Below are 25,806 nucleotides of genomic sequence, written 5' to 3'. Positions count from 1 at the left end.
GGCCCCCCCCCCGCGGGGGGGGGCGGGGGGGGGGGGGCCCCGGGGCCCCCGCGCCTCCCGTCCGTCACGTGGCTGGCTAGGCGTTCGCGCCCTCCGCCAGCACCGCAGCAGCCGGGTCGAAGTCCTCCGGCAGCGGCTCCGGCTTCGTGATGCGCGAGGTGATCTCGACGGGCTGGCCGGAGTCGGCGGCGTCCCGGATGCCGAGCATGACGTCGAGCGCGTGGGACGCGACGGCACCGGAGGCGCGCTCCGGGCGGCCCTCGGCGATCGCACGTGCCATCTCGACGACGCCCGTGCCGCGACCCCAGGTCGAGCCCTTGTGCTCGAGGGTCGTCGGTTCGTCCTTGCCGAGCGTCCACAGCGTGCTGTCGCCGTCGAAGACGTTCGGGTCCGGCAGCACGATCGTGCCCTCGGAACCGTTGATCTCGACGAAGCCGTTGCGGGGCAGGGCGTGCTGGAACGACAGGGTCGTCTGCGCGGACTGCCCGTCGGCGAACGAGATGAGCGCGGCGTGGTGCGTGGGCACCTCGACCGCGAACTCGGTGCCGGCACGGGGGCCGGAGCCGATCACGCGGGTCTCGCGGGACTTCGACGACACGGCCTGCACGCGCGAGGCCGAGCCGAACGCGTGGAGCAGGGTCGTCACGTAGTACGGGCCGATGTCGAACAGCGGACCGGCGCCCTCGGCGTAGAGGAACTCGGGGTCCGGGTGCCACTGGTCCGGGCCGGGCACGTGGAACATCGTCGTCGCGGTGAGCGGCGTGCCGATGTCACCGCGGGCGATGGCGCGGATCGCGGTCTGGATGCCGGCACCGAGCACGGTGTCGGGGGCGGTCGCGTACCGGACGCCGGCGGCCGATGCGGCGGCCAGGAGCGCCTGGGCGTCCTCGGCGGTGGTGGCGACCGGCTTCTCGCTCCAGGTGTGCTTGCCGGCGGCGATGATCTGCTGGCCGACCTTCGCGTGCTCGGCCGGGATCGTGATGTTGACGACGATCGAGATGTCGTCGCGGGCGAGGAGCTCCTCGACCGTGCCCGACGACGGCACGCCGTACTTCTCGGCCTGCGATGCCGCGCGCTCGAGGATGAGGTCGGCGACCATCAGGACCTCGACGTCGGCGAACTGCGTCAGGTTGGTCAGGTACTGGTCCGAGATGTTGCCGGCACCGATGATGCCGACTCCGACGCGGCTCACTTGTCGTTGCCCTTCAGCCACTCGAGCGACTCGGCGATGCCCTGGAAGACGTCGCCCGAGTACGCGTCGAACTCGACGACGCGGATGGCCTGCGGCGCGGCGGCGAGGATGCCCCGCACGTCGACGTCGCCCTGGCCGGCCGGGGTCTGGTTCTCGAAGGCGCGCTGCAGTGCCTCGGGCACGACGAGGGCGCTCTCGGACGAGGGCAGCGCGGTGAGGATGTCACCGTCGACCTTGCCGTCCTTGACGTGGATGGCGACGACGCGGTCGCCGAGCGACTGCAGGACGGCCGGGGCGTCGGCGCCGCCGACGGTCGCCCAGAAGGTGTCGACCTCGAGGACGGTCTCCGGCGAGAGCTGCGACACGAAGAGCTCGTAGACGGTCTTGCCGTCGACCTTGTTCGTGAACTCCCACTGGTGGTTGTGGTACCCGAACTTCAGGCCGCGCGCGGTGGCCTCGGCGGTGAGCTCGTTGACGCGCTCGGCGATCTTCGCGACGTCGTCGGCGGTCTGCCAGCGGTCGGTCGGGATGAACGGGTCGATGACGGTCTGGATGCCGAGGCGCTCCGCGGCGTCCCAGATCGGCGCGGTGTCCTCGGCGTCGATCACGGCGACATGGCCGGACGGAGCCTTCAGGCCCGTGGCGGCGAAGGCCTTCTCGAGGTCGGCGGCGCGCTCGACGAACGCGTACGGCTCGACGTTCTCGTAGCCGATCTCGCGCACCCGGGCGATGGCCTTGTCGAGGTCTTCGGCGATGGCGTCGCGCAGCGAGTACAGCTGCACAGAGGTGGTGGGCATGGCAGAGGGCTCCTTCGGTCCTGTCAGGTTGTCGGGGCCCGTCGAGGATCGATGCTCCCCGGCGAGATCGAGACCGACGCTACCCCAAAAACCACCCGCTGTGTAGTTTTTGTCGCGCGTCGTCGGTTGCGCACTCGCGCGCCGTCTGGACGACACGTGTCGATCACGCCTCGGGCGATGTATGCTCGCCGACGGAAAACCTTGCAGTACAAGGTTTCCGATCGACTCAAGGAGGCGTCATGAGCACACCCGAACCCGGCAGCCCCGCACTGCTGGACCCGGAAGCGGGCATCACCCAGCCCGTCAGCACCGTCAAGGTGGGGATCGGCTACCAGGTCGCCCTGTTCCTCGGACAGTTCGGCCTGTTCGTGGCGCTCATGGCCCCGGTCTACGTCAGCATGCAGATCAAGGCACAGGCCCTGGTCGGCGACGACGCGGCGAACGTCATCGGCTCCGTGCTGCCGATCGGCGCGTTCGGTGCGCTCATCATGAACCCGCTGGCCGGCGCGCTGTCCGACCGGACCCGCACGCGCTGGGGCCGCCGACGCCCGTGGCTGCTCGGCGGTGTCGTCGTCTTCGCGATCGCGCTCGCCTGGATCGCCTACGCGCCCGACGTCCTCAACCTGACGCTCGGCTGGCTGCTCGCGCAGCTCGCCGCGAACGCCACGCTCGCCACCCTGCTCGCGAGCTTCGCCGACAACGTGCCGCAGCTCCAACGCGGCCGGGCGTCGAGCATCATCGCCCTGGCGCAGAACATCGCCGTGCTCGCCGGCACCTACCTGTCGGTGTTCTTCGTCGCGAACCTGCCGGTGCTGTTCATCGCTCCCGGCATCCTGGCGATCGTCCTGGTCGTCGTGTACGCCCTGGTCGCCCGTGACGACCTGCCCACCTACAAGCTCAAGCCGTTCACCTGGATCAACCTCATCTCGTCGTTCTGGACGAACCCGATCAAGAACCCCGACTTCGCGTTCGCGTGGTGGTCGCGCTTCCTGATCATCCTGGCGACGTTCATGTTCACGACCTACCGCCTGCTCTACATGCAGGAGCACCTCGGGATCGCGGACCTGAAGGAGGCCACCGAGGCCGTCGCGTTCGGCGTGCTCCTCTACACGCTCGCCCTGCTCGTCAGCGCGGCACTCTCCGGCTGGGCGTCGGACCGGATCGGCCGCCGCAAGGTCTTCGTCGGCGGATCGACGGCGCTGTTCGCGGTCGGCCTGGTGATCCTCGCCCACGCCGACACCGTGACGGGCTTCTACGTCGCCGAGGTCGTCATGGGCTTCGCCTACGGCATCTACTCGGCCATCGACACCGCGCTCGTCGTGGACGTGCTGCCGAACGCCGACCGTCCGGGCAAGGACCTCGGTGTGATCAACATCGCGAACGCGCTGCCGCAGTCGCTCGCACCCGCCATCTCGCTCTTCTTCCTCAAGATCGGCAGCAGCCACCCGGACAACTACGAGCTCATGTGCTGGGCCGCCGGCATCGTCGCCCTGCTCGGTGCGCTGGTGGTCATCCCGATCAAGCGGGTCCGCTGACGCCCGTCGCACTGACGGACTGGCGCGCCCCGCTCAGCGGCAACGCGAAGCGTTGTGCGGGGCGCGCCGACCGAGCCTGCGAGGGAGGACGGTGCCAGCTGGCACCGCGCCTCCGGTCCGTTCGTCTGGCGTCCGCCGTCCGTCCGCAGGTCGCGTCGTTACCGTGGGTCGGTGCGCTCCACCGACACCCGTTCCTTCGACTCCCCGGCCGGCACGATCGAGGCGGTCGTCGACGGCGACGTGACCCGCGCCCTCGGCATCCCCTACGCGCGGGCCGACCGCTTCGCGCCGCCGGCGCCGCAACCGCCGTTCAGCGGGCCGTTCCGCGCGGACACCCCGGCGCCCGTCCCACCACAGCCGAGCGCGCAGTTCGTCGACCAGCTCCTGCCTTCGATGGACCACCTGCAGGTCGACGAGCACTGCCAGCGACTCAGCATCACGGTGCCCTCGGACGTCCGACCCGACGAGCGCCTGCCCGTGGTGGTCTGGGTGCACGGCGGGTCCTACGTGCTCGGCGGCGGTGACCTGCCGATCCACGACGCCCACGACCTGGTGACCGAGCAGCGCGTGGTCGTCGTCACGGTGACCTACCGGCTCGGGGTGCTCGGGTTCCTCGGTGACGGCGAGACGGTGCCGGCCAACCTCGGACTGCTCGACCTGGTCGAGGCGTTCCGGTGGGTGCAGCGGAACATCGCGGCGTTCGGCGGGGACCCCGACTCCGTCACCGCGTCCGGGCAGTCCGCCGGAGCCGACGCGATCGCGCACCTCATGATCAGCGAGGGCGCCCGCGGCCTGTTCCGCCGCGCGATCGTGCAGAGCGCGCCGCTCGGGCTCTCGCGCGGGCGGGCGCGGATGAACCGGGCGATGGTCCGGGCCGTCGGGTCGGTCGCGGCGGACACGTCGCTCGACGAGGTCCTCGAGCGGCAGGCCCTCGCGACGAAGGCCGGTGGCCGGTACGGCCTGGCCGGCGGCATGCCGTTCGGCACGCAGTACGGGTTCGCACCGTTGCCCGCCGAGCGCGACACCGACCGGGCCTGGCGGTCGGTCGCACCGGAGGTCGACGTGCTCATCGGGTCCGGCTCGGACGAGGCGGGCATGTACGTGCCGCTCGTCCCGGGGCTCCGGACGGCCGCGCGGTCCCGCCTGGTCCGACCCCTGCTGCGCTGGCTGCTCGTGCGGCCCCTGTCCGAGGTGATCTACGGCCGCGATGCGCAGCGCTTCGCCGATCGTCACCGGGCCGCCGGTGGACGGGCGACGGTCTACCGGTTGCTGCGGCACCCGTCCGTGGCGCCGGTCGGTGCGGTGCACATGAGCGACCTGCCGTTGCTGCTCGGCGGTCGGTCGGCGTGGGTGGGCAGTCGCTTCGTGCCGGAGCGGGACTGGCCGGAGGTCGAACGGCGCGGGCGGGCGTTCCGGGCGGTCTGGGCGGAGTTCGCGCGGACCGGACGGGTGACGGCGGCGGACGACGAGACGCTGGTGTTCGACCGGGGGTGACCGCCACGGGAGCACGCAGGCGGTGTCGCGGGGGTGGCCGTCCAGCCGCGCACTCCCCGGGCGCTCGCCCCCGGACGGGGAGGTCGCGCCGGGAGCGCGCGGTCGGCAGGATCGACCACATGCCCGACGCCGACCTCCGCGCCCGCATCGTCTCCGGTGCCGCCGATGCCTTCCGTGACGGCGACTTCCACACGGTCGGCCCGGACGACGTCGCCCGTGCCGCCGACGTCACGGTGGCCGAGGTGCACCGCGTGTTCCCGTCGTGGGAGCTGCTCGTCGTGGCCGTCGTCGACCGGTGGACCAAGGACGGGCGCGATGCGCTCCGCGGGGTCGCCGAGCAGGAGGGGGCCGTCGCGTACCTCCGAGCCCGGCTCGACCGCGGACACCGACACCCCGCGGTCGTGCGGGTCCGCGTCGCGCTGCTCAGCGCGACCTCGACCCCGGGCCACCCGGCGTCGGGGTGGTTCCGGCAGCAGTACACGATGCTCTTCGAGGACGTGACCCTCGCCCTCGTGCGGGACGTCGTCGCCGGTCGTGAGTCCCGCGGGGCTGCTCCGCGGCACGCCGCCGAGCAGCTCGTCGCGCTCTTCGAGGGGCTGCAGCTGCAGGCGATGCTCCGCGACGACGCCGACCTGCTCGCCGGGTGGGACCGGGCGGTCGCACGCATGCGGGCCGGCTGGGCCGCCGCCGCCGTCGCGGCCTGAGGGGAGCCGGCCGCGCGGGCACCGGACGTTCACGCAGCGCCCTGCCGGGGCCCGCGGGCACCCGGACGTTCGCGCAGCGCCCTGCCGGTGCCGGGTCCTAGGACCCGCGTGTCCCGTGGCCGCGGAGTCCACGCCCGACGAGCAGCACGACGGCACCCACGACCAGGGCGACCGCGACGAGTGCCGGCACCCGGAACGCCAGCGCGGTGACCACGCCACCGATCCCGCCGCCGGCGAGGAACGACCGCACCCCGACGGCCAGCGCGAGGACGACGACCACGGCCAGGGCTGCGACCGGGACGACCCGCTCGACGGGGGGCAGGGGCCCGACCGGCCGGACGTCGGCGCGTCGCCACCACACCGCCGCGACGACGAGCAGGGCGAGCAGCCCGAGCACGCTCGACAGGTCCTGCAGCAGGAAGGGCAGCGGGTACCCGCCGACGGCGGCGTCCCGCAGTGCGGGCCAGGCCCGGACCACGAAGCCGTGCTCGTGGGTGAAGCCGTCCCACACGACGTGCGTGACGCTGCCGAGCAGGCAGCCCACGACCACCGGCAGCACGTCGCGTGCACCGAGCGGCGGCCGGCGACCCCAGCCCCGCGGCAGACGCCGACGCAGCCCCGGGACGACCGGTGACCATGCCGGCCGCACGAGGAACCACCACGTGGCGAGCACCACGAGGGAGACGGCGAGGTCGATGGTCGGGACGCCCCACCACGAGTGCGCGTCCTCGTAGGGCGGCAGGAACGGCGCGAACAGCACCGTGTCCGGCGCCATCGAACCGATCGCGACGGCGGCGACCGGCACGGGCAGGCGACGTGTTGCCAGGGCGACGACCGCGTGGCTGACGGTGAAGGGCACGGTCACGTCCTCGTCATCGGGCCAGGTGCGTGCGGTGCACGAACCACTCGACGCCCTCGGCCAGGGCGACACCGGCGGTGTGCCAGTCGTGGCCACCGTCCTCGATGATGCGCTCCGTCACCGTGACGCCGGCTGCACGTGCAGCCGCCACGACCCGCGGGACGACCGGTCCGTACCGGCTGTCGTCCGCACCGGCCGCGACGAACGCGGCGGAGTCGCGGTACGGCGCCCGCTCGGCGAGCACTCGGAGCGGCTGCGCGGCCTCGTACGCCGCCCGGTCACCGCGGAAACCCCTCGAGACGGTGTCGTCGCGACCCTGCAGGACCGGCCCGATCTGTCCCGAGACGTCGATCCACGAACCGAACCGGTCGGGCCGGCCGGCCCCGAGCTGCAGGGCGCAGGTGCCTCCCTGCGAGAAGCCCGCGATGGCCCAGTCCGCCCCGCCGGCGGCAGCGTGCAGGTGCTCGTGGACCCAGGTCGGGACGTCGCGCGTCAGGTAGGTGGCGCTGTTCCCGAGCGGACCGTCGACGCACATCGGGTTGTTCGATGCCCGGGCGAGCTGGTCCGGCATCACGACGATCGGTGCGAGTCCGCGGTGCCGGTGGGCGATCGCGTCGAGCCGGGTCGCCATGCGGCCGGCCTCGACGATGTTCGCCGGAGCGGCGCCGGGTCCCTGCCCGGAGAGCATCACGACGACGGGCAGCTCCGGGGCGTGCTCGACGAGGGCGGCCGGGGGGAGCCAGACGATCGCGGGTCGGGCGTGGAAGTGCGACACGGTGCCCGGGATCCGCACCGAACCGTAGCGGCCGTGGGCCGGCATGTCGCGCGGGGGTCGCCAGCTCGCGGCGTCGACCGGGGCCGATCCCGGGGCCGGGTCGTCCGGCAGGCGGAGGGGCGGCACGTGCGACTGCCCCAGGGCGTCGGCGATCGTGGGGAAGAGCCCGGCGTCCCGGTTCACCGCCAGTCCGCCGGACACCAGGGCGAGGGGGACCAGCAGCGCGGCGACCACCCGGGTCAGCACCCGGCGCCGCGGTGCCCGGCCACCGCGGACGAGTCCGACGACCGCGACCCCGAGCAGTGCGCACACCACACCCGTCCAGACCCGGTCGACCCAGGTCGGCGGGACGCCGAGCACGTCGAGGACGTCGCCGAGGAACCACGAGAGCAGGGTCCCGACCAGCGCACCCGCGACGATCGCGACGGCTGCCCAGCGCCAGGAGCGGCGGACGGCGGTGAGGACGAGGACGGCGGCGACGAGGGTCAGGGCGTAGACGGGCAGCAGCACGTGGGCGGACAGGAGCGGCAGGGTGGTCACGGGCGGGTCCGACGGTCGGGACGCTCTCGGGCACCCGGCGGGTGACGGGACAGGAGCGGCGTGGTCCAGCGACGGTAGCGAGCCGAGGTGTCCGGACCGGCAGCGGGGAGCCCGTCCCCGGCGGTCTCCCGGCTGATCCTGAGCGATCCTGCACGGGGGGTGGTCGGCCGACGGTCCGGAGCTGTCCGAGCGGCCAGGTCCGGGTGGTCCGTCGACCGTGCGGAGGACCGCACCGTCCCCGCACCGGACGGTGGCGGGCGGCGCGTCTGGGTGTGCCCTCCAGGGGATCCTGGCAAGGTCGGCGGATGGAGTACACGGACTACGACACCCGGCTCGCCGCCTACGGCGTGATCACCGAGGGCGACCGTGTGCTCCTGGCCCGACTGCGGGTCCCCGAGGCCGGCACGTGGACGCTGCCGGGCGGCGGGGTCGAGTTCGACGAGACCGTCGAGCAGGCCGTCGTGCGCGAGGTCCTCGAGGAGACCGGGTACGAGGCGACGTGCGGTCCGCTCCTCGGCGTCCGGCACCACATCGTGCCGAAGGAGCGCCGGATGCACGACAACGGGCGGCCGATGAAGGCGGTGCAGGTCGTGTTCCGCGTGACCGTCACCGGCGGCGAGCTGCGCAGCGAGACGGACGGCTCGACCGACGAGGCCGCGTGGGTCCCGGTCGCCGAGCTGCCCCACCGACGGCACGGGCTGCTCGTGCCGATCGCCCTCGGCTGGGCTCGACGACCGTGAGCGGCGAGGCCACCGACCTGTCCGCCCGGCTCTGGGACGAGCGGGCGCTGCTCGGCGACCTGGTCACCGCTGCGGCCGACCCCGACCGCGTCCGCCGGCTCCTCGACCGGTTGCGCGAGCTGCGCCTGGAGCAGGACGTCCTCGTGCACGCCCTCGCCGAGCAGTGGGGCACCGGTCCCGACACCGCCACGCTCCGGTCGCTCGAGCGTGTCGCACCCCCGCCGTGGGACCTGCTCCTGCCCGAGCACCTGACAGCCCTGGCGAGCCTGACCGCCGAGGTCGCCGCGGTGCTGCCACCCGGCCCCGTGCGCGACGCGTGGGACCGGATCAGCCCTCGAGCACGCTGAGCACGTTGCCCGACGGGTCGGTGAACCACGCGATGAGCGGACCGCCGTGCCGGTTCACCCCGCGCTCGTCGGTCACGCCCTCGTAGCGCAGGAACGTGACGCCCTTCGCCGACAGCTCGTCCACGGCTGCGTCGACGTCCGGCACCGGGAAGTTCAGCACCGTGAACGACGCCGGCTCGTGCGCGGGCCCCTTCGGGTACACGAGCACCCCGGCGCCGGAGCCGACGTGCAGCACGAGCATGCCGTGGTCCTCGCTCACCGGCAGCCCGAGGACGCCCTCGTAGAACGCCCGCGCCCCGGGGACGTCACGCACCGAGAACCCGCTGAACGCCGTCGTCGCATCGACCATGCGGCCGGTGAACCACCGCTCCTGTCAGGATGGGACGGTGACCCCGACCGAGCTGTCCGTCGACGCCGCCGTCGAGCGGGCGGTGGCGCTCGCCGCGGGTCCCGGCCGCGCGGTGCTCGGCATCGCGGGGGCGCCCGGGGCGGGCAAGTCGACGCTGGCACGCCGGATCGTCGTCGCCGTCGACGCCGCGCACGGGCCCGGTACCGCGGTGCAGGTCCCGATGGACGGCTTCCACCTGGCGAACGCGGCACTCGACGCCCTCGGCCGGCACGACCGCAAGGGCGCGATCGACACCTTCGACGCGGCCGGCTACGTCGCCCTCGTCCGTCGTCTGGTCGTCGCGGACGACGACGTCGTCTGGGCGCCGGACTTCGACCGCCGCGTCGACGAGCCCGTCGCCGGCAGCATCGCCGTGCCGCGGAGCACCCGGCTCGTCGTCTCCGAGGGCAACTACCTGCTCGACACCGACGCGCCGTGGTCCGCGCTGCCCGACCTCTTCACCGAGACGTGGGCGTGCGTCGTGGACGATCGTGTCCGCGTCGACCGTCTGGTGGGCCGGCACGTGCGGCACGGACGCGACCACGAGGCGGCCCGGACCTGGGCGCTCGAGGTCGACGGCGTGAACGCGGCGAGGGTCGCGACCACGGTGACCCGTGCCTCCCGGACGGTCCGGACCTGACCGGAGCCGGACGACCAGGGCGACCCGACCCGAGCCACCCGACCACCCGACCAGCAGCACCGAAGGACAGGAGCGACCATGACCATCGCCATCACCGGAGCCACCGGCAACATCGGCGGGGCCGTCGCCCGCGCGCTCGTCCGGGCGGGCACGCCGATCCGCATGCTCGTCCGTGACGCGGCCCGGGCACCCGAGCTGCCGGGAGCGGAGGTCGCGGTCGCCTCGTACGCCGACGCGACCGCGTCCCGCGCCGCGCTCGAGGGCGTCGACCTGCTGCTCATGGTCTCCGGCGCCGAGGCGCAGGACCGCCTCGACCAGCACCGCGCCTTCGTGGCAGCGGCCGCGGACGCGGGCGTCGCCCACGTCGTCTACACGTCGTTCGTGGGTGCGGCACCGGACGCCACCTTCACCCTCGGCCGCGACCACTGGGCGACCGAGCGGGCGATCGAGGAGACCTCGATGCGGCACACGTTCCTGCGGGACTCGTTCTACCTGGACTTCGTCGAGGACCTGGTCGGCGAGGACGGCGTGATCCGCGGACCGGCCGGTGTCGGCGCGATGGCCGCGGTCGCGCGGGCGGACGTCGCGCGCGTCGCGACCGAGGTGCTGCTGCACCCGTCGGACCACGCCGACCGGACGTACGAGCTCACCGGACCGGAGGCGATCACCCTCGCCCAGGCGGCCGCCACCGTGTCCGAGGTGCGCGGCCGCGCCGTGACCTACCAGCCGGAGACGGTGGCGGAGGCGTACGCCTCGCGTGCGCGCTGGAACCCGGAACCGTGGCAGGCGGACGCGTGGGTGAGCACCTACACGGCGATCGCCGAGGGTGCGCTGGCGCACGTCTCGACGGACGTCGAGCGGGTGACCGGCCGTCGGCCGTTGTCGCTGCGCGAGGTGCTGCAGTCGGACTGACCCGGCCGGGAGGCGCAGCGCGCGTCCGCCGTGTCGGCCGCGGGTACTGCTGCACGACGGAGGCACGTCGCACCACGTCCTTCCGTGGTGCGACGTGCCGTCGGTTGTTCGCGAGCGCGTCGAACCACGTCCTCGAGTACGGGCCGATCGCCGCGCTTCGCCGCCGCGGCGCGCCGCGCCGCTGCGCCGCGCGCCGCCGCGTCAGCGCACGCGTCGGGCCGCGAGCGTCCCCGCGACGCCGAGCGTCAGCACCGCGACGAGCACGACGAGCAGCGGGGCCGTCCAGCTCCCGGTCGCGCCGTGCAGGGCACCGGCGACGAGGGGTCCCGCCGAGCCGATCAGGTACCCGCCGCCCTGCACGAACGCGGACATCCGCCGGGCGTCGTCGTCGCTCGTGACGATCCGCACGACGATGATGAAGACGACCGTGATCCCGCCGCCCTGCGCCGCTCCGCCGAGCACCGACCAGAGCAGCCAGAGCTGCGGCGCGAACAGCAGCCCGAGGGGCATCGCGAGCCAGAGGAAGGCGACGAGGGCGATGATCGCGCGGGGCGCCCAGCGGGTCGCGAGCACCGGGACGCCGAGCGCGCCGACCACCGCCAGGATCTGGAACACGGACGAACTCGCGCCCGAGGACTCCGCCGAGAAGCCGATCTCGTCGTGCAGCAGCGTCGGGATCCACGCGGTCAGGGCGTAGTACGAGAACGCCTGCCCGCCGAAGGCCAGCGTCAGCCCCCACGTGATGAGCCGGCGCGCGGGTCGGACGGGCTCCGACGCTGCCGACACCGTGCGGATCGACCCGGTCTCGGTCAGGAGCTCGACCGGACCCGTCGCGACCACGGGCTCGACCCGGGCCGGCCGGAGCCACGCCGCGCGCGCCCCGACCGCGTACGTCCACGCGGCCCCGGCGACGACGGCGAACACCGCCCACACGGCGATGGCGACCGGCCACCCCCACGCGGCAGCGATCGGGGCGGTGCCGAGCGAGGTGATCATCGACCCGACGTTGAGCGCCGACGTGTACACGCCGGTCACCAGCCCGACGCGCTCGGGCGAGGTGTCCCGTCGGATGACCACCGGGATCACGACGTTGCCGATCGTGATGCCGATGCCGATGATCGCGGTGCCGACCAGGAGCGCCGCCGCCGACGGGGTCGACCGGACGACCGTGCCCGCGAGCACGATCACGAGCGCCAGCGACACCGCACGCTCCGGGTCGGCCTTCGCGATCACCCAGCTGGCGAACGGTGTCGCCAGCGAGAAGCACAGGACCGGGATCGTCGTCAGGAGCCCGGCGATCGTCGCGGTCAGCCCGAGGTCCACGCGCAGGTCGCCGATGACCGGCGCCGGGGCCACGATCGGCCCGCGCAGGTTGAGGGCGATGAGGACGATCGCCGCCGGCAGCAGCCAGGCCGCACCGCGGAGTCCGCGACGGGCGACGGTGTTCACCGGTCCCTGCTCACGCCGCCGCGTCCGGCAGCAGGATCGGCAGCAGGTCGAGCGGGGTGGCGGCACGGGCGACGGTGCCCTCGGCCTCGGCGGGGGAGCCGTAGCCCCACTCGGCGAAGACGACCGGCACGCCGTGCACGTGGGCGCCCTCGACGTCGTGCAGCCGGTCGCCGACGAGCACCGGGCGGCTGACGTCGTGGCCGGCCGCCTCGAGTCGTCGCAGGGCCTCGGCGACGACGTCGGCCTTGGCGCTCCGGACCTCGTCGTCGCTCGCGCCGGTGACGAAGTCGAAGTACCCGGTCAGGCCGTAGTGGTCGAGGATCACCGTGGCCGGTGTCTCGGGCTTGCTCGTCGCGGTGGACATCGGCAGTCCGGCTTCGTGCAGGGTGCGGAGCACGACGTCCATGCCCGTGAACATCGCCGAGTCGAGAGCCCCGTGCGACAGGTAGTGCTCGCGGTACACGGCGAGTGTCCGCTCCGCACCGGCGTCGTCCATGCCCATCGCCGTCCGGAAGGTGTCCATGATCGGAGGGCCGACGAACGACATCAGCGTCGCGTGGTCCGGCACGGGCACGCCGACCGTGCGGAAGGTGTGCGTCATGCTCTCGAGGATCCCCGGGGCGGAGTCGCTGATGGTCCCGTCGAGGTCGAACAGGATGGCGGAGTAGGGGCGCGTCATGTCCTGACCAGCCTAGTCGCGGCGGTGGGGCCGGCCACGGGGCGGGCCGGTGGGCGCGCAGGGCGGTGGGGCGAGCCTCCCGGCTCGGTGCCGGTCCTGCGACATCGCACGCGTCGATCGACGGGTGCGGTGTCGCAGAACGCGTGCCGAGCGCGCCACGCGACCGTCAGAACAGGCGGGTGTGCCCGCCCTCGATGCCGCGCATCGCGTCGTAGTCGAGCACGAGGACGCGGATGCCGCGGTCCTCGGCGAGCGTGCGTGCCTGCGGTGCGACCGTCTGCGCGGCCAGGACGCCCTGCACCGGCCGCAGGTGCGGGTCGCGGTTCATGAGCTCGAGGTACCGCGTGAGCTGCTCGACGGCGTCGATGTTGGCGTTGCGCTTCATCTCGACCGCGACGCTCGCCCCCGCGTCGTCGCGCGCCAGGATGTCGACCGGACCGATCGCCGTCATGTACTCACGTCGGACGAGCGTGTGCCCGTCGCCGAGGAGCTCGATCTGCTCGGCGAGCAGCTGCTGCAGGTGCGCCTCGACGCCGTCCTTCACCAGACCGGGGTCGACGCCGAGGTCGTGGCTCTCGTCCGCGACGACCTCGTACAGGCTGACGATGAGCTTGTCCTGCGTCTTCTTCTGCGTGACGGTCCAGACCTGGGTGATGCCGGCGCTCGCCTGCTCCTCGTCCGGCTCGGTCATCTCGATCGAGCACGGCGGGCTCATCCAGTTGAGCGGCTTGTAGCTGCCGCCGTCCGAGTGGACGAGCAGCGAGCCGTCCGCCTTGAGCATGAGCAGACGGGTCGCGAGCGGCAGGTGGGCCGACAGGCGTCCGGCGTAGTCGACGGAGCAGCGGGCGATGACGAGACGCACCCGGCGATCCTAACGGTCGGTGCGCGTCCCGGAGTCCGTCGGCTCGGCCTGGAGGCGCGGGGCGTGTCCGCCGTCGAGCGTTGCGTCCGTCCCGTGGTCGCCACAGGGGCCGTGGTCGCCGTCGGTCGTCGGACAGGTTCCTTAGACTCGGTGCATGACTCTCTGGACGCCGGGTGGCCCCGACCTAGTGGTGGAAGGCGATAACGGTCGCGTGCTTCCCACTCTCCCTGACGGCGTTTTTCAGATGATCTACATCGACCCGCCTTTCAACACCGGTAAGCGGCAGACTCGCCAGGCGATGACGACGACGAGATCCTCCGGAGGCTCTCGTGTCGGATTCAAGGGGCAGAGTTACGAGACCGTGAAGGGCCTGATCACGGGATACGACGATGCGTTCGATGACTACTGGAGTTTCCTTGAGCCGCGGCTTGAAGAGGCGTGGCGGCTGCTGAAGCCATCGGGAACGCTTTACCTTCACCTCGACTATCGAGAAAGCCACTACGCGAAGGTGCTTCTGGATGCCCTCTTCGGTCGAGAGAGCTTTCTCAACGAGATAATTTGGGCATACGATTATGGAGCGCGTTCCAAGAGTAAGTGGCCGGCGAAGCACGACAACATCCTGGTCTACGTGAAAGATCCGAAGAATTACTACTTCGACACTGATGAAGTGGATCGCGAGCCCTACATGGCGCCGGGACTGGTTACTCCCGAAAAGGCCGCGCGCGGGAAGCTCCCGACGGATGTTTGGTGGCACACCATTGTATCCCCCACGGGCAAGGAGAAGACGGGCTATGCTACGCAGAAACCTGAAGGGGTGGTGCGGCGAATGGTGGCGGCGAGTTCTGCTCCGGATGACTGGGTTCTCGACTTCTTCGCGGGAAGTGGCACCTTGGGTGCCGTGGCGTCTTCCCTGGGTCGCCGTTTTGTTCTTGTCGACCGGAATCCAGAGGCGATCAGGGTCATGCGCGGACGTTTGGTCAAGGGAGATCAGCTACTCCGGCGACCCATCGAGTTCCGAACGGCCAGCTCGAGCGTAGTGCGGTGGTCTGCATGATTCGAGACCCCGAAGTCGCCCTCCTGGCAGCTCTGGCGGGATCCCTTGAGCCTGACTACGTCGGCGAGAAGGAGCGAGCCATGTGGGCCGGAAGTCCCTTCTATTGGATCAAGAGCCGCTCTTCCCGTCAGATCGGTGCAATCGGAGAAGCGCTGGCTTCGGGCTGGGCCGCCTCGAAGGGTTTCGACGTGCAGAGGCCGCTCAGTTCGGAGCATGACAGGCTCATCGCTGGCCTCAAGGTCGAGATCAAGTACTCGTCCTTGTGGACTGACACCGAGGTGTACAAGTTCCAACAACTGCGCGACCAGGATTACGAATACGCACTGCTTCTCGGCGTTTCGCCATTCGACGCGCAGGCGTGGTTCGTGCCGAAAGCCGAGCTTTCCTACAATCGCCCCCCGGCCCTCGTTCCTCAGCACGCAGGTGCCGCGGGACGGGACACCAGATGGCTCTCGTTTCGCGCGTCTACGCCGCCGGAATGGCTGTTGCCGTATGGCGGGCGGCTCTCAGATGTAGCCCGGCTGATTGATGAGGCCGCAGGCTCGAACGGTCGCTAGAGCGGGCGTCACAGCCCATCTCGGGCGAGTCAGGGCGCTTCTGATGATCCGTCGTGGGGCTGGGCCTCGCGTCGTCGCCGGAGCGTCTCGGCCGCCGCGCCGGTCTCGCGCGCCGCTCCCGATGCCAGGCCGGCGGCGATGATGAACACGAACACCACGAGCAGCGCGCCGAGCAGGCCGATGTGCTCGCCGAGGAACCCGATCAGCGGCGGACCGGCGAGGAACGCCACGTAGCCGATCGTCGCCACGGCGCTGACCTTGAGCGCTGCCGAGCGGGGGTCGTCGGCGGCGGCGGACATGCCCATCGGGAAGCCGAGGCTCGCACCGAGGCCCCAGAGGACGACACCGACGATCGCGATCGGGATCACGTCCACGAAGATGAGCAGCCCGAGGCCGAGCACGGCGACGGCGGCGCTCACGCGGAGCACGGGCACCCGGCCGAACCGGTCGATGAGCGGGCTGCCCGCGATGCGTCCGGCGGTCATCGCGGCGAGGAACACCGTGAGCACGGCGGAGCCGGCGGCGTTGTCGAGCCCGTGCCCGTCGATCATGGCGAGGGGCAGCCAGTCGTTGGCGGAGCCCTCGGCCAGCGCCATGCCGAGCACGATCACACCGATGAGGAGCGTCGACGGCTGTGCCCAGACCTGCCAGCGCGTGAGCTGCACCGGGGACGGGCTGGTCGCGGTGGACTCGTGCTCCTCGTACCGGTGCTCGTCCCCGAAGCGCGACGCCGCCGCGAGCATGACCAGGCAGACCACGACGCCGAGCACCGCGAAGTGCAGCACGACGGGGACGTCGAGCGCCTCGGTCAGGGCGCCCAGCCCGGCACCGGCGAGCGTGCCGACGCTGAACGCGGCGTGGAAGAGCGGCATGATCGTGCGACCACCGGCCTTCTCGGCGGCGGCGCCGGAGACGTTCATCGACACGTCGACCAGGCCGTTGCCGAAGCCGAACGCGATGAGACCGATCCAGATCGCGGCGAAGCCCCAGCCGGCGGTGACGGCGACGCCCGCGAAGACGAGGCCGACCGCCAGGCAGACCGAGGCCACCTGCACGCCCCGACGGGCGCCGACCTTTGCGACGATGTGGCCGGCGAAGGTCAGGCCGCCGATCGAGCCGACCGCCATGCCGAGCACGAGCAGGCCCATCTCGAAGGTGGTGGCACCGAGGGAGTCGCGCACGCTGGGGATGCGGCCGAGCCAGGTGGCGATGGCCAGACCGGACAGCGTGAAGGCCACGAAGACCGCGATGATCCAGGTGCGGGTCGTCGGGGCGGTTCGGGTGGACGTCGTCGTCATGCGGAGCTTCCGGTCTCGTGCTGGTCGTGTCGTGGGCCGCCGGCGAGGCCGTCCCTGATCGGGTTCCTGCCTGCGGCTGTCCGGTCGAATCGATTCGACCGGTTCGTGTGACTACGCTAACGGGCGATGGACCACCCGGCAACAGCACCCGGCGCGTCCGGGGCGACGAACCCCCGCGACCACGCCGACGGTCCCGTGCGCCGAGGGCCGAGGCCGACCCTCGCCGCGGTCGCACGGGCAGCGGGGGTCGCACCGTCGACCGCCTCCCTCGCCTTCAGCGGTGCCGGCCCGGTGTCCGAGGACGCGAGGGCCCGGGTGCTCGCCGCCGCTGCCGACCTCGGCTACGGGGGCCCGGACCCGCGGGCGCGCTCGCTCCGCCGGGGGCGGTCCGGGGTGATCGGCGTCGTGATGGACGAGCGGCTGAGCGATGCGTTCCGCGACCCGGTCAACGTCCTGACGCTCGACGGCATCGCCGAGGTCGCGGGCGAGGCGGGCGCCTCCCTGCTCCTCGTGCGCAGCCCCCTCGACGACGAGCACGGCGCCGGGCCGATCGTCGACGCCCCGATGGACGCCGTCGTCCTGGTCGGGTGCAACGTGCGGATCGACCCTGCGGTCGCCGTGCTCCGCCGACGACAGATCCCCGTCGTCGCGATCGAGGCCGACGACATCGAGGGCGCGGTCCCCGTCCAGCTCGACAACCGCGAGGCCTCCGGTCGTGCCGCCGACTACCTGCGCGAGCTCGGCCACACCGCGGTCACCGTCGTCACCCTCCCGCTCGACGCCGAGCGCCGCCGCGGCCCCGTCGACGCAGCGCGCGAGGCGGAGGGGGTCGCCCACACCACCCTGGAGCGTCTCCGTGGTGTGCGCGGCGTCTACCCCGACGCCGTCGCGGTCGAGGCCGCCGCCAGCTCCGTCGAGGAGGGCCGGATCGCCGGACAGTCACTGTTCACCGGCGACGGACCGGTCCCGAGCGCGGTGATCGCGCAGAGCGACCTGCTCGCCGTCGGGGTCGTCTCGGCAGCGCTCGACGCGGGACTCCGGGTGCCCGAGGACGTCAGCGTCGTCGGCTTCGACGGCATCACGGTCGACGACAGCCTGCTCCACCGCTCGCCGATCCGGCAGCTCACGACGCTGGTGCAGCCGTTCGAGCAGAAGGGTCGGGCCGCCGCACGCGCCGCGCTCGCGATGCTCGAGGGCGACGAGCCGCAGCCGGCGGCCTTCCGGTCGGAGCTGCGCGTGGGCGACACGACGGGGCCGGTGCGCCGGGCGGTCGGCGACTGAGCGCCCGGGTCCGCGACCCGCGCGCCTCCTGTCGGAGCGACGGGGGCTAGGCGCCCGAGGTGCCGCTGGTGGCGATGCCCGCTGCGCCGATGCCGATCACGAAGATCACGAGCAGCGCCCACCCCACGACGAAGAGCCCGTTCAGGATCAGACCGGTGACCGCCATCCCGCGACCGGCGGGTTCCTTCCGGAGGCCGACGATGCCGAGGACGAACCCGACCAGCGGCACGAGGAAGGTGAACCCCAGGACGATCGACACCAGGCCGAGCACCATGCTCGCGATGCTCAGACCACGCGGCGGAGCGGGCTGGTAACCGACCGTCACGTGCGTCGGCTGCCCGTACTGCGGCGCCTGCGCGTACTGTGGCTGCTGCGGCTGCTGCGGCTGCTGCGCGTACTGCGGCTGGTGGTGGCCCTGGTTCCCCTGGCCCGGGTACTGGTCGTCACTCATCGGTTCCCCCTCGTCGAGTCCGCTGTCGCGTGCCCCAACGGTAGCGGATGGCAGAGCGCGGCCCCGGCTGGGTGTCGGTTGGGGGTTTCCTCAGCGCCGCGGGCCGCTGCCACCGACTGCTCACGAGGAGCGCTCCCTACGCTCCGTCACGTGCAGCCGATCGATCGTTCCCGGGACCTGGTGTGGCTCGTCGTGGTCCTGGTGGTCGCGTTCGTCTCGGTCGCGCTCACCGTCGTCGTCGTGCGATCGGTGGGGTCGTCGGACCAGGCGACTGCTGCTCCGGCACCGAGCGCGACGCTGATCGCGCCGCAGCGCACCCGCAGTGTGCCGACGAGTTCCCGCGGCATCCCCGCCACGGAGCGCCCGACGTCGCACGAACCGTCGAGCGTCGACCTCGCGACGACGTGGACCCCGCCCGCCGACCTCCCGCAGCAGGGGCGCCTGCTGCACGTCGCCATCCCGGGCACCCGGTCGCACTTCGTCGCGCGGGACGCCCTGCTCTGGCTCCCACCGGCGGCACTGGTCGCCGATCCGCCGCCACTCCCCGTCACCGTCCTCATGTCGGGGCAGTCTCGGGGCGCGGGCCCCGACGACGTCGAGACCGGCGGGCACATCGCACACACCATGGATGCGATCGCCGGCCTGCACCGCGGCCTCGCGCCGATCGTCGTCGTGCCCGATCAGCTCGGTCCGCGATCGGGCAACCCGATGTGCGTCGACGGGCCGCTCGGCAACAGCCGGACGTACCTCGAGCAGGACGTCCCCGCGTGGATCACGAGTCACCTGCGCGTGCAGACCGGTGCCACGGCGTGGACCGTCGGCGGGTTCTCGCAGGGCGGCACCTGCGCGATCCAGCTCGGGGCGGGCGATCCACAGCGCTTCGGCAACGTGATCGACGTCTCCGGTGAGCTCGGCCCGACCGAGCCGACCCGCGCCGAGACCCTGCACGGGTTCGGCGGCAGCGTCGCGGCCTGGCGTGCGGCGCAACCGATCGCGGTGATGGCCCAGCACGGCCCCTACACGGGTACGTCCGCGTTCTTCACCGCTGCGCAGCTGGACCGGCACTACGGTCCGGCGATGCCCGTGGTCGCCGCGCACGCTGCTGCGGCGGGCATGCACGTCACGCGGTGGATCGTGCCGGGAGGCGGGCACGACTGGGCGATGGCACGCGCGGCCATCGCTGCCGGGATGGCGTGGCTGGAGCCGCGCGTGGGACTCGCGGCGTCCTGACGGCTCGCTCGCCACTCGAGGGCTCCGGCCGCCGGTCCCTCAGGAGTACTCGGAACGGATGAAGGCGGCGAACCCGGGGATCGTGAACTGGAGCATCCCCCGGTCGGCTGGTTGCACGAGTCCCTTGTCGATGAGCCGCGCCCGCGGCGTGGAGAGCTGGTTCGTCCCGGTCCCCAGCGCCTCCGCGATCGACGCCCGCGAAGTCGGACCGTCGCCGAGCCGTGCCATCGCCGTCAGCAGACGCCGTTCCGAGGTCGAGCACGCCGACCACCTCGCCCGGAAGAGCGCCTCCAGGTCGGCCTGCATGGAACGGTGTCCGGTCTCGACCGAACCGACGTCGATCACCGTTCCCGGATCGGGGCGCCCTGCAGCCGCCCACGCGGAGTCGGCGATGAGCTGGACGGAGTACGGGTAGCCCTGCGCGATCGACAACGCGCGGTCGACGGCTTCCGGCGTCCACTGCACTCCGAGGAGGCGAGCCGGTCCGACCAGTGCGATCTCCTCGGCATCACGATGCAGGGGGCCGAGCGGTCGGTACGCGAGGCGTTCGCTGAAGGTGACGATCTCGGCGATGGTCTCCGGCGCGTTCGGCAGTCCAGCGGCGAAGACCGCGGCGGGGACGTCCGTGCCCTCCGCCTGGAGGTGTTGCCAGGCGTAGACCAGCGTGCGGAGGCCTGCCGCGTCCGCTGACTGGATCTCGTCGACGAAGATGACGAGCGGCCGCTCCGTGGTGGCGGCGCGGATGACGTCCTCGAGGCCGCGGGCGCCCGCACGAGCGCGCTCGTCGTCCGGAGCCGTCGAGCGGAAGGTGCCCGTCGCGGTGGCGACGCCCGGCACCCCGAGCGAGAGCCGGAGTGACTCGACCTTCTCGCGGAGAGCCCTGCCGTGCGGGGCGCCGGCAGCTCCGACGGTCCGCCGCAACTCGTCGAGGATCTGCTCGACGAGCCCTTGCGGTTCACCTGCCGTCACCCACACGGTGGTCGCGCCGCGCGCAGAAGCCCGGCGTTGGTACTCGCGGAGCAGTGACGTCTTCCCGAAGCCTCGCGCGGCGTGGTCCACCCGGATCCGACCCACCAGACGGTGGAGGTCGACCAGGACTGACAGGCGCTCGTCCAGGTCGGCGAGTTGGAGGGCGCGCCCGGGAACGGCGCGGGCGATCTCACCCGGTGTGTAGGGGCTCGGCTGCATGGGCCTCCGATGATCTGTTATGAAAGACGTCTTTCATAACAATCTATCGCACTCCTCCCGCCCGCGGCCCGCGCAGCCCGAGCACCACCACGGCGACGAGGTTCACCGCGCTCCCGACCAGGAACCCCGTGCTGCCCCCGGCCACGCCCCACGTCGGAGCGAGCACCGCCATGAGCACCACCCCGACGACGAACCCGGCGACCGACGCCAGCGCCACCTGCCGCGACCGCCCGGACGCGAGCAGCAGCGCCGCGGGCACGAGCCCGACCGTGAACACCCACACGCCGACCATCAGGTACCGCAGGTCCGACACGGCCTCGGCCCCCTCGGCGGGGTAGACGAGCGGCAGGAACCACCCGGCGAGCCACGCCACGAGCCCGAACACCACGGCGGTCCCGCCGGTGAAGCCGCCGACGAGCAGGAGCACCCCGCGTGCGCGCAGCGACCCGCCGTCCGAGCGGTGGGCGAACGCCGGCACGAGGACCTGGCCCAGCGCCTGGCCGACCATCGACGCCGGGGTCGCCAGCGTGAACGCCGCCGCGTAGACACCGGCCTCGTGCGCCGAGACGGAGACCTGCGCCGAGATCATCGTCAGCTGCAGCAGCCCGTTCGAGGTCACGACCGCGAGCACGTTCCAGGCCGCGAAGGCGAGCACCCCTGCGGTCGGTTCCGGTGCGCCGGGAGCACGGTTCCCTCGCGGCCAGCAGGCGACGGCGAACACGGTGTACCCGACCGCCAGCGGCAGCAGTACGAGGGGCTCGAGCCGGGCGACGCACGCTGCGACGAGCAATCCGAGGGCGAGCAGGCTCGTGACCGTGTCCCACAGTGCGACGCGTGGCGCCCGGTCGTACCCGAGTTGCGCTCCGCGGGCGTAGCAGTACAGGCCGTACCCGACGACGACCCCGACCCCGCCGACGACCATGCCCGGGCTCGTTCCCCAGGCGAGCGCGACCGGCACGGTCACGGCGGCGAGCACGGCGCTCGACACCGCCATCGAGGCCCCGAGCAGCCGGTTCACCGCGGCGTCCGAGCGACGTCCGCGCAGTGCGATCGCCAGCACTCTCGACGCGGTGTTCCCCGCGGCGTTCGGCCAGAGCAACGCGGTGAAGACCGACAGGGAGAGCAGGGCGGTGGTCTGCCCGAGGGTCTCGGTGCCGAACACCCGGCCGACGACGACGGTGACGAGCAGCTTCGCGAGCCCCTGCACGCCGATGCCGACGGTGGCGAGCAGCGCCGACGACGCGACGCGCCCGTGCCCGTCCGCGCGCCCGCCCGTGTGCCTGCTCACCGCGCCAGCGCCTGTTCGACCCAGCCCCGACGGTGCGCCCGCACCCCGAGGGTCACCGCCCGGACGCCGATGTAGCCGAGCGCGAAGGCCGCCCAGAGCCCGGCGAGCGTCCCGCCGACCCACCAGAGCAGCGGCAGGTACACGACCAGGTTCACGAGCCCGGCGACGGCGAGGTAGCGCGCGTCCCCGGCACCGATGAGCACGCCGTCGAGCACGAACACGTAGCCGGCGACGGGCATCCCGACGGCGATGAGGACGAGCACGAGCGGCAGGGCCGAGCGCACCGCTGCGGAGTCGGAGAAGACCGGTCCGAGCAGTCCGCTCACCGCGAGGGTCAGCACCCCGAGCAGTGCCCCGCCGACGATGCCGAGCAGCACGAGCCGGCGCGTGACCAGCCGCACCCGGTCGGGGTCGCGCGCGCCGAGCCCGTGGCCGACGAGCGCCTGCCCGGCGATCGCCAGGGCGTCGAGTGCGAAGGCCAGGGTCGAGAACACCGTGAGACCGACCTGGGTCGTCGCCAGGCCTGTCGTGCCCAGGCCCGAGGCGGTCGCCACGGTCGCGAGCATCGCCACGCGCAACGACGCCGTGCGCAGGAACAGCCACGCCCCGGACCGGAGCGCCCGCACGACGCCGGACGCGCCCGGTCGCAGCGGTGCACCCGATGCCCGGGCCGCACGCACGGCGATCACGACGTACACGGCGGCCATCGCCCACTGCACGATCACGGTGCCGGCGGCAGACCCCTCGACGCCCCAGCCGGCGCCGTAGATGAGCACGGCGTTGAGCAGCCCGTTCGCCACGAAGCCGATCGTCGCCACGACGAGGGGTGTCCGCGTGTCCTGCAGGCCCCGCAGCAGTCCGGTCGAGGCCGTCACGACCAGGATCCCGGGGAGCCCGATCAGCGACACCGTCAGGTACGCGGTCGCCGCGGTCGAGACCGCCGCCGAGGCGCCGAACAGCTCGACGAGCGGTCCGGCGAGCGGCCAGCCGACGAGGGCGAGCACGACACCGAGCCCGAGCGCGAGCCACATGCCGTCGATGCCGGCGTGCACCGCTCCGCGACGGTCGCCGCCGCCCAGCGCCCGGGCCACCGCGGGGGTCGTCGAGTACGCCAGGAAGACGAGCAGTCCGGTCACCGTCTGCAGCACGACGCTCGCCAGGCCCACGGCAGCCAGCGCCGTCGCCCCGAGGTGTCCGACGAGCGCCGTGTCGGTCAGCAGGAAGAGCGGCTCGACGACGAGCGCGCCGAGGGCCGGCAGCGCGAGCCGGACGATGTCCCGGTCGACCGACCGACGCTCGGTCGTCGCGGCGGGCGAGGTCGGTCGTGGCACCGGACCATCCTGCCGGAGTCGGAGCAGCACCGGTCCGTCCCGCCGTCGGTACGCTGCGCGCGTGGACCTCCTCGCGCTCGCGCCCGGCGCCGTCGGCATCGCCCTGAGCCCGCTGCCCGTCGCGTCCGTGGTCGTCCTGCTCGGGCACCGTCGCGGCTCCGCCCCCGCCGTCGCCTGCACCGCCGGGTGGACCGTGGCCGTCGCCGCGGCGCTCGTCCTGGCGGTCGCGGTGGGGGAGCGGCTCCCCGTGCAGACGGCCGGTGGCTCGTCCGTCCAGGCGATCGTCGCCGTGGTCGCCGGGGTGGTGCTCGCCGCGCTCGCGGTCTGGCAGTGGACGGTCCGCCGGCTGCCGGACGGCTCCCCGTCGAGCACCCGCTGGGCGGACGTGGTCGAGCGGGTCGGTCCGGTGCACGGCTTCGGGCTCGGGATGCTGCTGTTCTGCAACCCGAAGGCGGTCGTGCTCGCCCTGACCGCGGGGCTCGCGTTCGGGGACGCCGAGCCCGACCCCGGCGAGGCACTGCTCGCCGGCGCGGCCTTCGTCGTGGTCGCCGCGTCGACGACGGTGCTGCCCGTGGTCCTCGTGCTCGCGGCCGGTCGTCGCGCTCGCCGTCCCCTCGCTGCGATGCGCGCGGGCATCGCCCGGTGGGGCTCTGTCGGACTGGTCGCGGTGCTCGCCGTCCTGGCGGTGGTCCAGCTCACCGTCGGCGTGGTCGGTCTCCGCTGACGCTGGCCGACAGGGCGGGTGCGCGCACGACCGGACCGCGGACGGAACGGACGGGAGGCCCGTGGCGGGGTCGCCACGGGCCTCCCGTCCGGTGGTCCCGGCGTCAGTCCGCGCGCGGCTCTGCCGGGATCGCCCCGGTGGCGGCGCGCGCCTCGTCCGACGCGCGGGGCGTCGCCGGGTCCGTGCCGCGGGCCCGTCCGACCAGGTCCATCAGGTGGTAGACGACGATCGCGGCGACCGTGCCGACGATGATGCCGCCGAAGGTCGCGCCGCCGAACGAGAACGTGAAGTCGGCGATGCCCATGATCAGCGCGATGCCGGCGGTCAGCTGGTTCTTCGGCTTGGCGAAGTCGACGCGGTTCTCGACCCAGATGCGGATGCCGATGACGCCGATCAGTCCGTACAGGGCGGTGGTCGCACCGCCGAGCACCCCGGCCGGCACCGAGGAGATGACCATGCCGACCTTCGGCGACAGTCCCAGCAGGATCGCGACGATCGCGGCGACCCAGTACGCGGCCGTCGAGAAGACGCGGGTCGCGGCCATCACGCCGATGTTCTCGCCGTAGGTCGTGGTGGCGGAACCGCCGCCGGCACCGGCGAGCACGGTCGAGACGCCGTCGGCGAAGAGCGCGCGACCCGTCAGCGGGGTGAGGTCACGGCCGGTCAGCTGTCCGACGCCCTTGACGTGACCGACGTTCTCGGCGACCAGGGCGAGCACGACCGGCACGAAGCCGAGGTAGATCGCGAGCTGGCCCGGGTCGAAGGCCGGGGCGGTGAAGGTCGGCAGGCCGATCCACGGGGCCGCGCTGACCGTCGACAGGTCGACCTGGCCGGAGAGCAGGGCGGCGACGTAGCCGACGAGGACACCGATGACGATGGACAGGCGACCGAGCAGTCCCTTGAACAGCACCGTGACCAGGATGATCGCCGCGAGGGTGATCAGCGCGACGACCGGTGCCTTCGCGAAGTTGTCGCGGGCGGCCGGCGCGAGGTTGAAGCCGATCAGGGCGACGATCGCTCCCGACACCACCGGGGGCATCAGGCGGTCGATCCACCCGGCCCCGGCGAGGTGCACGATCGCGCCGACCAGGGCGAGCAGCACGCCGACCACGATGATCCCGGACAGCGCGAGCGGGATGCCGCCGATCTTCGTCGCGGCGCCGATCGGGGCGAGGAAGGCGAACGACGAGCCGAGGTAGCTCGGCAGCCGGTTGCCGGTGATCAGCAGGAAGAGGATCGTGCCGACGCCGCTGAAGAGCAGGGTCGTCGAGGGCGGGAAGCCCGTGATGAGCGGCACGAGGAAGGTGGCACCGAACATCGCGACGACGTGCTGGACGCCGAGCCCGATGGTGCGACCCCAGGAGAGGCGCTCGTCCGGCGCCACGATGGTCGAGGAGGAGACGGTCGCGCCGTCACCGTGCAGCTTCCAGCCGAGTCCCATGGCAGCACCGTAGCGGCTGCGGGGCTCACGGTGCGGGCTCGCGGGTCCCG

26 protein-coding genes are annotated in these 25,806 nt (G+C 72.7%); 12 read left to right on the top strand and 14 right to left on the bottom strand.

The features are described 5' to 3' along the window. Positions 1–76: 76 nt before the first annotated feature. Positions 77–1,192 carry a Gfo/Idh/MocA family protein gene (locus tag M3677_RS06465; protein WP_066651242.1) on the bottom strand — a complete coding sequence of 372 codons (1,116 nt, stop codon included), beginning with the start codon at positions 1,190–1,192 and terminating at the stop codon, positions 77–79. Then, a complete protein-coding gene (locus M3677_RS06460) occupies positions 1,189–1,989 on the bottom strand; it encodes a sugar phosphate isomerase/epimerase (protein WP_209684703.1) in 801 nt (266 codons plus the stop codon). The genes M3677_RS06465 and M3677_RS06460 overlap by 4 nt, the downstream gene beginning before the upstream one ends. 239 nt (positions 1,990–2,228) lie before the next feature. Between M3677_RS06460 and M3677_RS06455 the strand changes: the two genes are divergently transcribed. The 3 genes from M3677_RS06455 (at position 2,229) to M3677_RS06445 (ending at position 5,722) form a co-directional block, all read left to right on the top strand. Beyond that, positions 2,229–3,524, top strand: a complete 1,296-nt coding sequence (locus tag M3677_RS06455) for an MFS transporter (RefSeq protein WP_066651247.1) — start codon at positions 2,229–2,231, stop codon at positions 3,522–3,524. A 171-nt stretch (positions 3,525–3,695) separates the two neighbouring features. Next, entirely contained in the window at positions 3,696–5,018 is a 1,323-nt protein-coding gene (locus tag M3677_RS06450; RefSeq protein ID WP_251160075.1) for a carboxylesterase family protein, read from the top strand. A 119-nt stretch (positions 5,019–5,137) separates the two neighbouring features. Continuing rightward, a complete protein-coding gene (locus M3677_RS06445; RefSeq protein ID WP_251160074.1) occupies positions 5,138–5,722 on the top strand; it encodes a TetR/AcrR family transcriptional regulator in 585 nt (194 codons plus the stop codon). Positions 5,723–5,819: 97 nt separating this feature from the next. On the opposite strand, the gene M3677_RS06440 is transcribed toward M3677_RS06445, so the two are convergent. Both M3677_RS06440 and M3677_RS06435 read right to left on the bottom strand, forming a co-directional pair. Further along, positions 5,820–6,581, bottom strand: coding sequence for a DUF4184 family protein (locus M3677_RS06440; RefSeq protein WP_251154365.1), 762 nt, complete (start codon positions 6,579–6,581; stop codon positions 5,820–5,822). A 13-nt stretch (positions 6,582–6,594) separates the two neighbouring features. Beyond that, complete coding sequence (locus M3677_RS06435; protein ID WP_251160073.1) at positions 6,595–7,896, bottom strand: esterase family protein; 1,302 nt, start codon at positions 7,894–7,896, stop codon at positions 6,595–6,597. 305 nt (positions 7,897–8,201) lie between these two features. Here M3677_RS06435 and M3677_RS06430 point away from each other — a divergent pair, with 305 nt between their 5' ends. Both M3677_RS06430 and M3677_RS06425 read left to right on the top strand, forming a co-directional pair. Beyond that, positions 8,202–8,636 (top strand): NUDIX hydrolase, encoded by a 435-nt coding sequence (locus M3677_RS06430; RefSeq protein ID WP_066651264.1) that lies wholly within the window; start codon positions 8,202–8,204, stop codon positions 8,634–8,636. Beyond that, complete coding sequence (locus tag M3677_RS06425; protein WP_066651271.1) at positions 8,633–8,983, top strand: hypothetical protein; 351 nt, start codon at positions 8,633–8,635, stop codon at positions 8,981–8,983. The genes M3677_RS06430 and M3677_RS06425 overlap by 4 nt, the downstream gene beginning before the upstream one ends. On the opposite strand, the gene M3677_RS06420 is transcribed toward M3677_RS06425, so the two are convergent. Further along, complete coding sequence (locus tag M3677_RS06420; protein ID WP_251160072.1) at positions 8,964–9,332, bottom strand: VOC family protein; 369 nt, start codon at positions 9,330–9,332, stop codon at positions 8,964–8,966. The two genes, M3677_RS06425 and M3677_RS06420, sit on opposite strands and share 20 nt — an antisense overlap. A gap of 37 nt (positions 9,333–9,369) precedes the next feature. Here M3677_RS06420 and M3677_RS06415 point away from each other — a divergent pair, with 37 nt between their 5' ends. Then, entirely contained in the window at positions 9,370–10,011 is a 642-nt protein-coding gene (locus M3677_RS06415; RefSeq protein WP_081984515.1) for a nucleoside/nucleotide kinase family protein, read from the top strand. A gap of 78 nt (positions 10,012–10,089) precedes the next feature. After that, positions 10,090–10,923, top strand: a complete 834-nt coding sequence (locus tag M3677_RS06410) for an NmrA family NAD(P)-binding protein (protein ID WP_251160071.1) — start codon at positions 10,090–10,092, stop codon at positions 10,921–10,923. Between the two features lie 201 nt (positions 10,924–11,124). Here M3677_RS06410 and M3677_RS06405 read toward each other — a convergent pair whose 3' ends face one another. The 3 genes from M3677_RS06405 to nucS all read right to left on the bottom strand — a co-directional run bounded on the left by M3677_RS06405 (position 11,125) and on the right by nucS (position 13,913). Continuing rightward, a complete protein-coding gene (locus M3677_RS06405) occupies positions 11,125–12,372 on the bottom strand; it encodes a CynX/NimT family MFS transporter (protein ID WP_251154360.1) in 1,248 nt (415 codons plus the stop codon). A 10-nt stretch (positions 12,373–12,382) separates the two neighbouring features. Further along, a complete protein-coding gene (locus M3677_RS06400) occupies positions 12,383–13,051 on the bottom strand; it encodes an HAD hydrolase-like protein (RefSeq protein WP_251160070.1) in 669 nt (222 codons plus the stop codon). A 166-nt stretch (positions 13,052–13,217) separates the two neighbouring features. Next, a complete protein-coding gene (nucS, locus tag M3677_RS06395) occupies positions 13,218–13,913 on the bottom strand; it encodes an endonuclease NucS (RefSeq protein WP_066651293.1) in 696 nt (231 codons plus the stop codon). Between the two features lie 154 nt (positions 13,914–14,067). Between nucS and M3677_RS06390 the strand changes: the two genes are divergently transcribed. Then, positions 14,068–14,967: a site-specific DNA-methyltransferase gene (locus M3677_RS06390; protein WP_251160069.1), complete on the top strand. Its 900-nt coding sequence runs from the start codon at positions 14,068–14,070 to the stop codon at positions 14,965–14,967. Continuing rightward, positions 14,964–15,524 (top strand): hypothetical protein, encoded by a 561-nt coding sequence (locus M3677_RS06385; protein WP_251160068.1) that lies wholly within the window; start codon positions 14,964–14,966, stop codon positions 15,522–15,524. Before M3677_RS06390 ends, M3677_RS06385 begins: the two co-directional genes overlap by 4 nt. A gap of 29 nt (positions 15,525–15,553) precedes the next feature. Here M3677_RS06385 and M3677_RS06380 read toward each other — a convergent pair whose 3' ends face one another. Beyond that, on the bottom strand, positions 15,554–16,822 hold the full coding sequence (locus M3677_RS06380; protein WP_251160067.1) for an MFS transporter: 1,269 nt from the start codon (positions 16,820–16,822) through the stop codon (positions 15,554–15,556). 126 nt (positions 16,823–16,948) lie between these two features. On the opposite strand from M3677_RS06380, the gene M3677_RS06375 reads away from it, so the two are divergent. Further along, positions 16,949–18,103, top strand: a complete 1,155-nt coding sequence (locus M3677_RS06375) for a substrate-binding domain-containing protein (protein WP_251154358.1) — start codon at positions 16,949–16,951, stop codon at positions 18,101–18,103. 46 nt (positions 18,104–18,149) lie between these two features. Here the strand turns inward: M3677_RS06375 and M3677_RS06370 are convergent, their stop codons facing one another. Further along, a complete protein-coding gene (locus M3677_RS06370; RefSeq protein ID WP_251160066.1) occupies positions 18,150–18,554 on the bottom strand; it encodes a DUF4190 domain-containing protein in 405 nt (134 codons plus the stop codon). 150 nt (positions 18,555–18,704) lie between these two features. On the opposite strand from M3677_RS06370, the gene M3677_RS18345 reads away from it, so the two are divergent. Further along, on the top strand, positions 18,705–19,784 hold the full coding sequence (locus M3677_RS18345) for an esterase family protein (RefSeq protein ID WP_251160065.1): 1,080 nt from the start codon (positions 18,705–18,707) through the stop codon (positions 19,782–19,784). Positions 19,785–19,823: 39 nt separating this feature from the next. Here M3677_RS18345 and M3677_RS06360 read toward each other — a convergent pair whose 3' ends face one another. Genes M3677_RS06360 through M3677_RS06350 form a run of 3 tightly spaced genes read right to left on the bottom strand, consistent with a single transcriptional unit; the run spans position 19,824 to position 23,591 of the window. Further along, a complete protein-coding gene (locus M3677_RS06360; RefSeq protein ID WP_251160064.1) occupies positions 19,824–20,972 on the bottom strand; it encodes an ATP-binding protein in 1,149 nt (382 codons plus the stop codon). Between the two features lie 43 nt (positions 20,973–21,015). Beyond that, on the bottom strand, positions 21,016–22,260 hold the full coding sequence (locus tag M3677_RS06355) for a lipopolysaccharide biosynthesis protein (protein ID WP_251160063.1): 1,245 nt from the start codon (positions 22,258–22,260) through the stop codon (positions 21,016–21,018). Then, on the bottom strand, positions 22,257–23,591 hold the full coding sequence (locus M3677_RS06350) for an MATE family efflux transporter (RefSeq protein ID WP_251160062.1): 1,335 nt from the start codon (positions 23,589–23,591) through the stop codon (positions 22,257–22,259). The genes M3677_RS06355 and M3677_RS06350 overlap by 4 nt, the downstream gene beginning before the upstream one ends. A gap of 61 nt (positions 23,592–23,652) precedes the next feature. Here M3677_RS06350 and M3677_RS06345 point away from each other — a divergent pair, with 61 nt between their 5' ends. Beyond that, positions 23,653–24,315 carry a GAP family protein gene (locus tag M3677_RS06345; protein WP_209684678.1) on the top strand — a complete coding sequence of 221 codons (663 nt, stop codon included), beginning with the start codon at positions 23,653–23,655 and terminating at the stop codon, positions 24,313–24,315. Between the two features lie 103 nt (positions 24,316–24,418). Here the strand turns inward: M3677_RS06345 and M3677_RS06340 are convergent, their stop codons facing one another. After that, complete coding sequence (locus M3677_RS06340; RefSeq protein WP_066651306.1) at positions 24,419–25,756, bottom strand: uracil-xanthine permease family protein; 1,338 nt, start codon at positions 25,754–25,756, stop codon at positions 24,419–24,421. Positions 25,757–25,806: the final 50 nt, after the last annotated feature.

It is taken from the genome of Curtobacterium sp. P97 (assembly GCF_023712445.1).
Lineage (GTDB): Bacteria > Actinomycetota > Actinomycetes > Actinomycetales > Microbacteriaceae > Curtobacterium.
The sequence above is the reverse complement of the archived record's forward strand: the minus strand, read 5'-3'. Positions and strand labels throughout refer to the sequence as shown.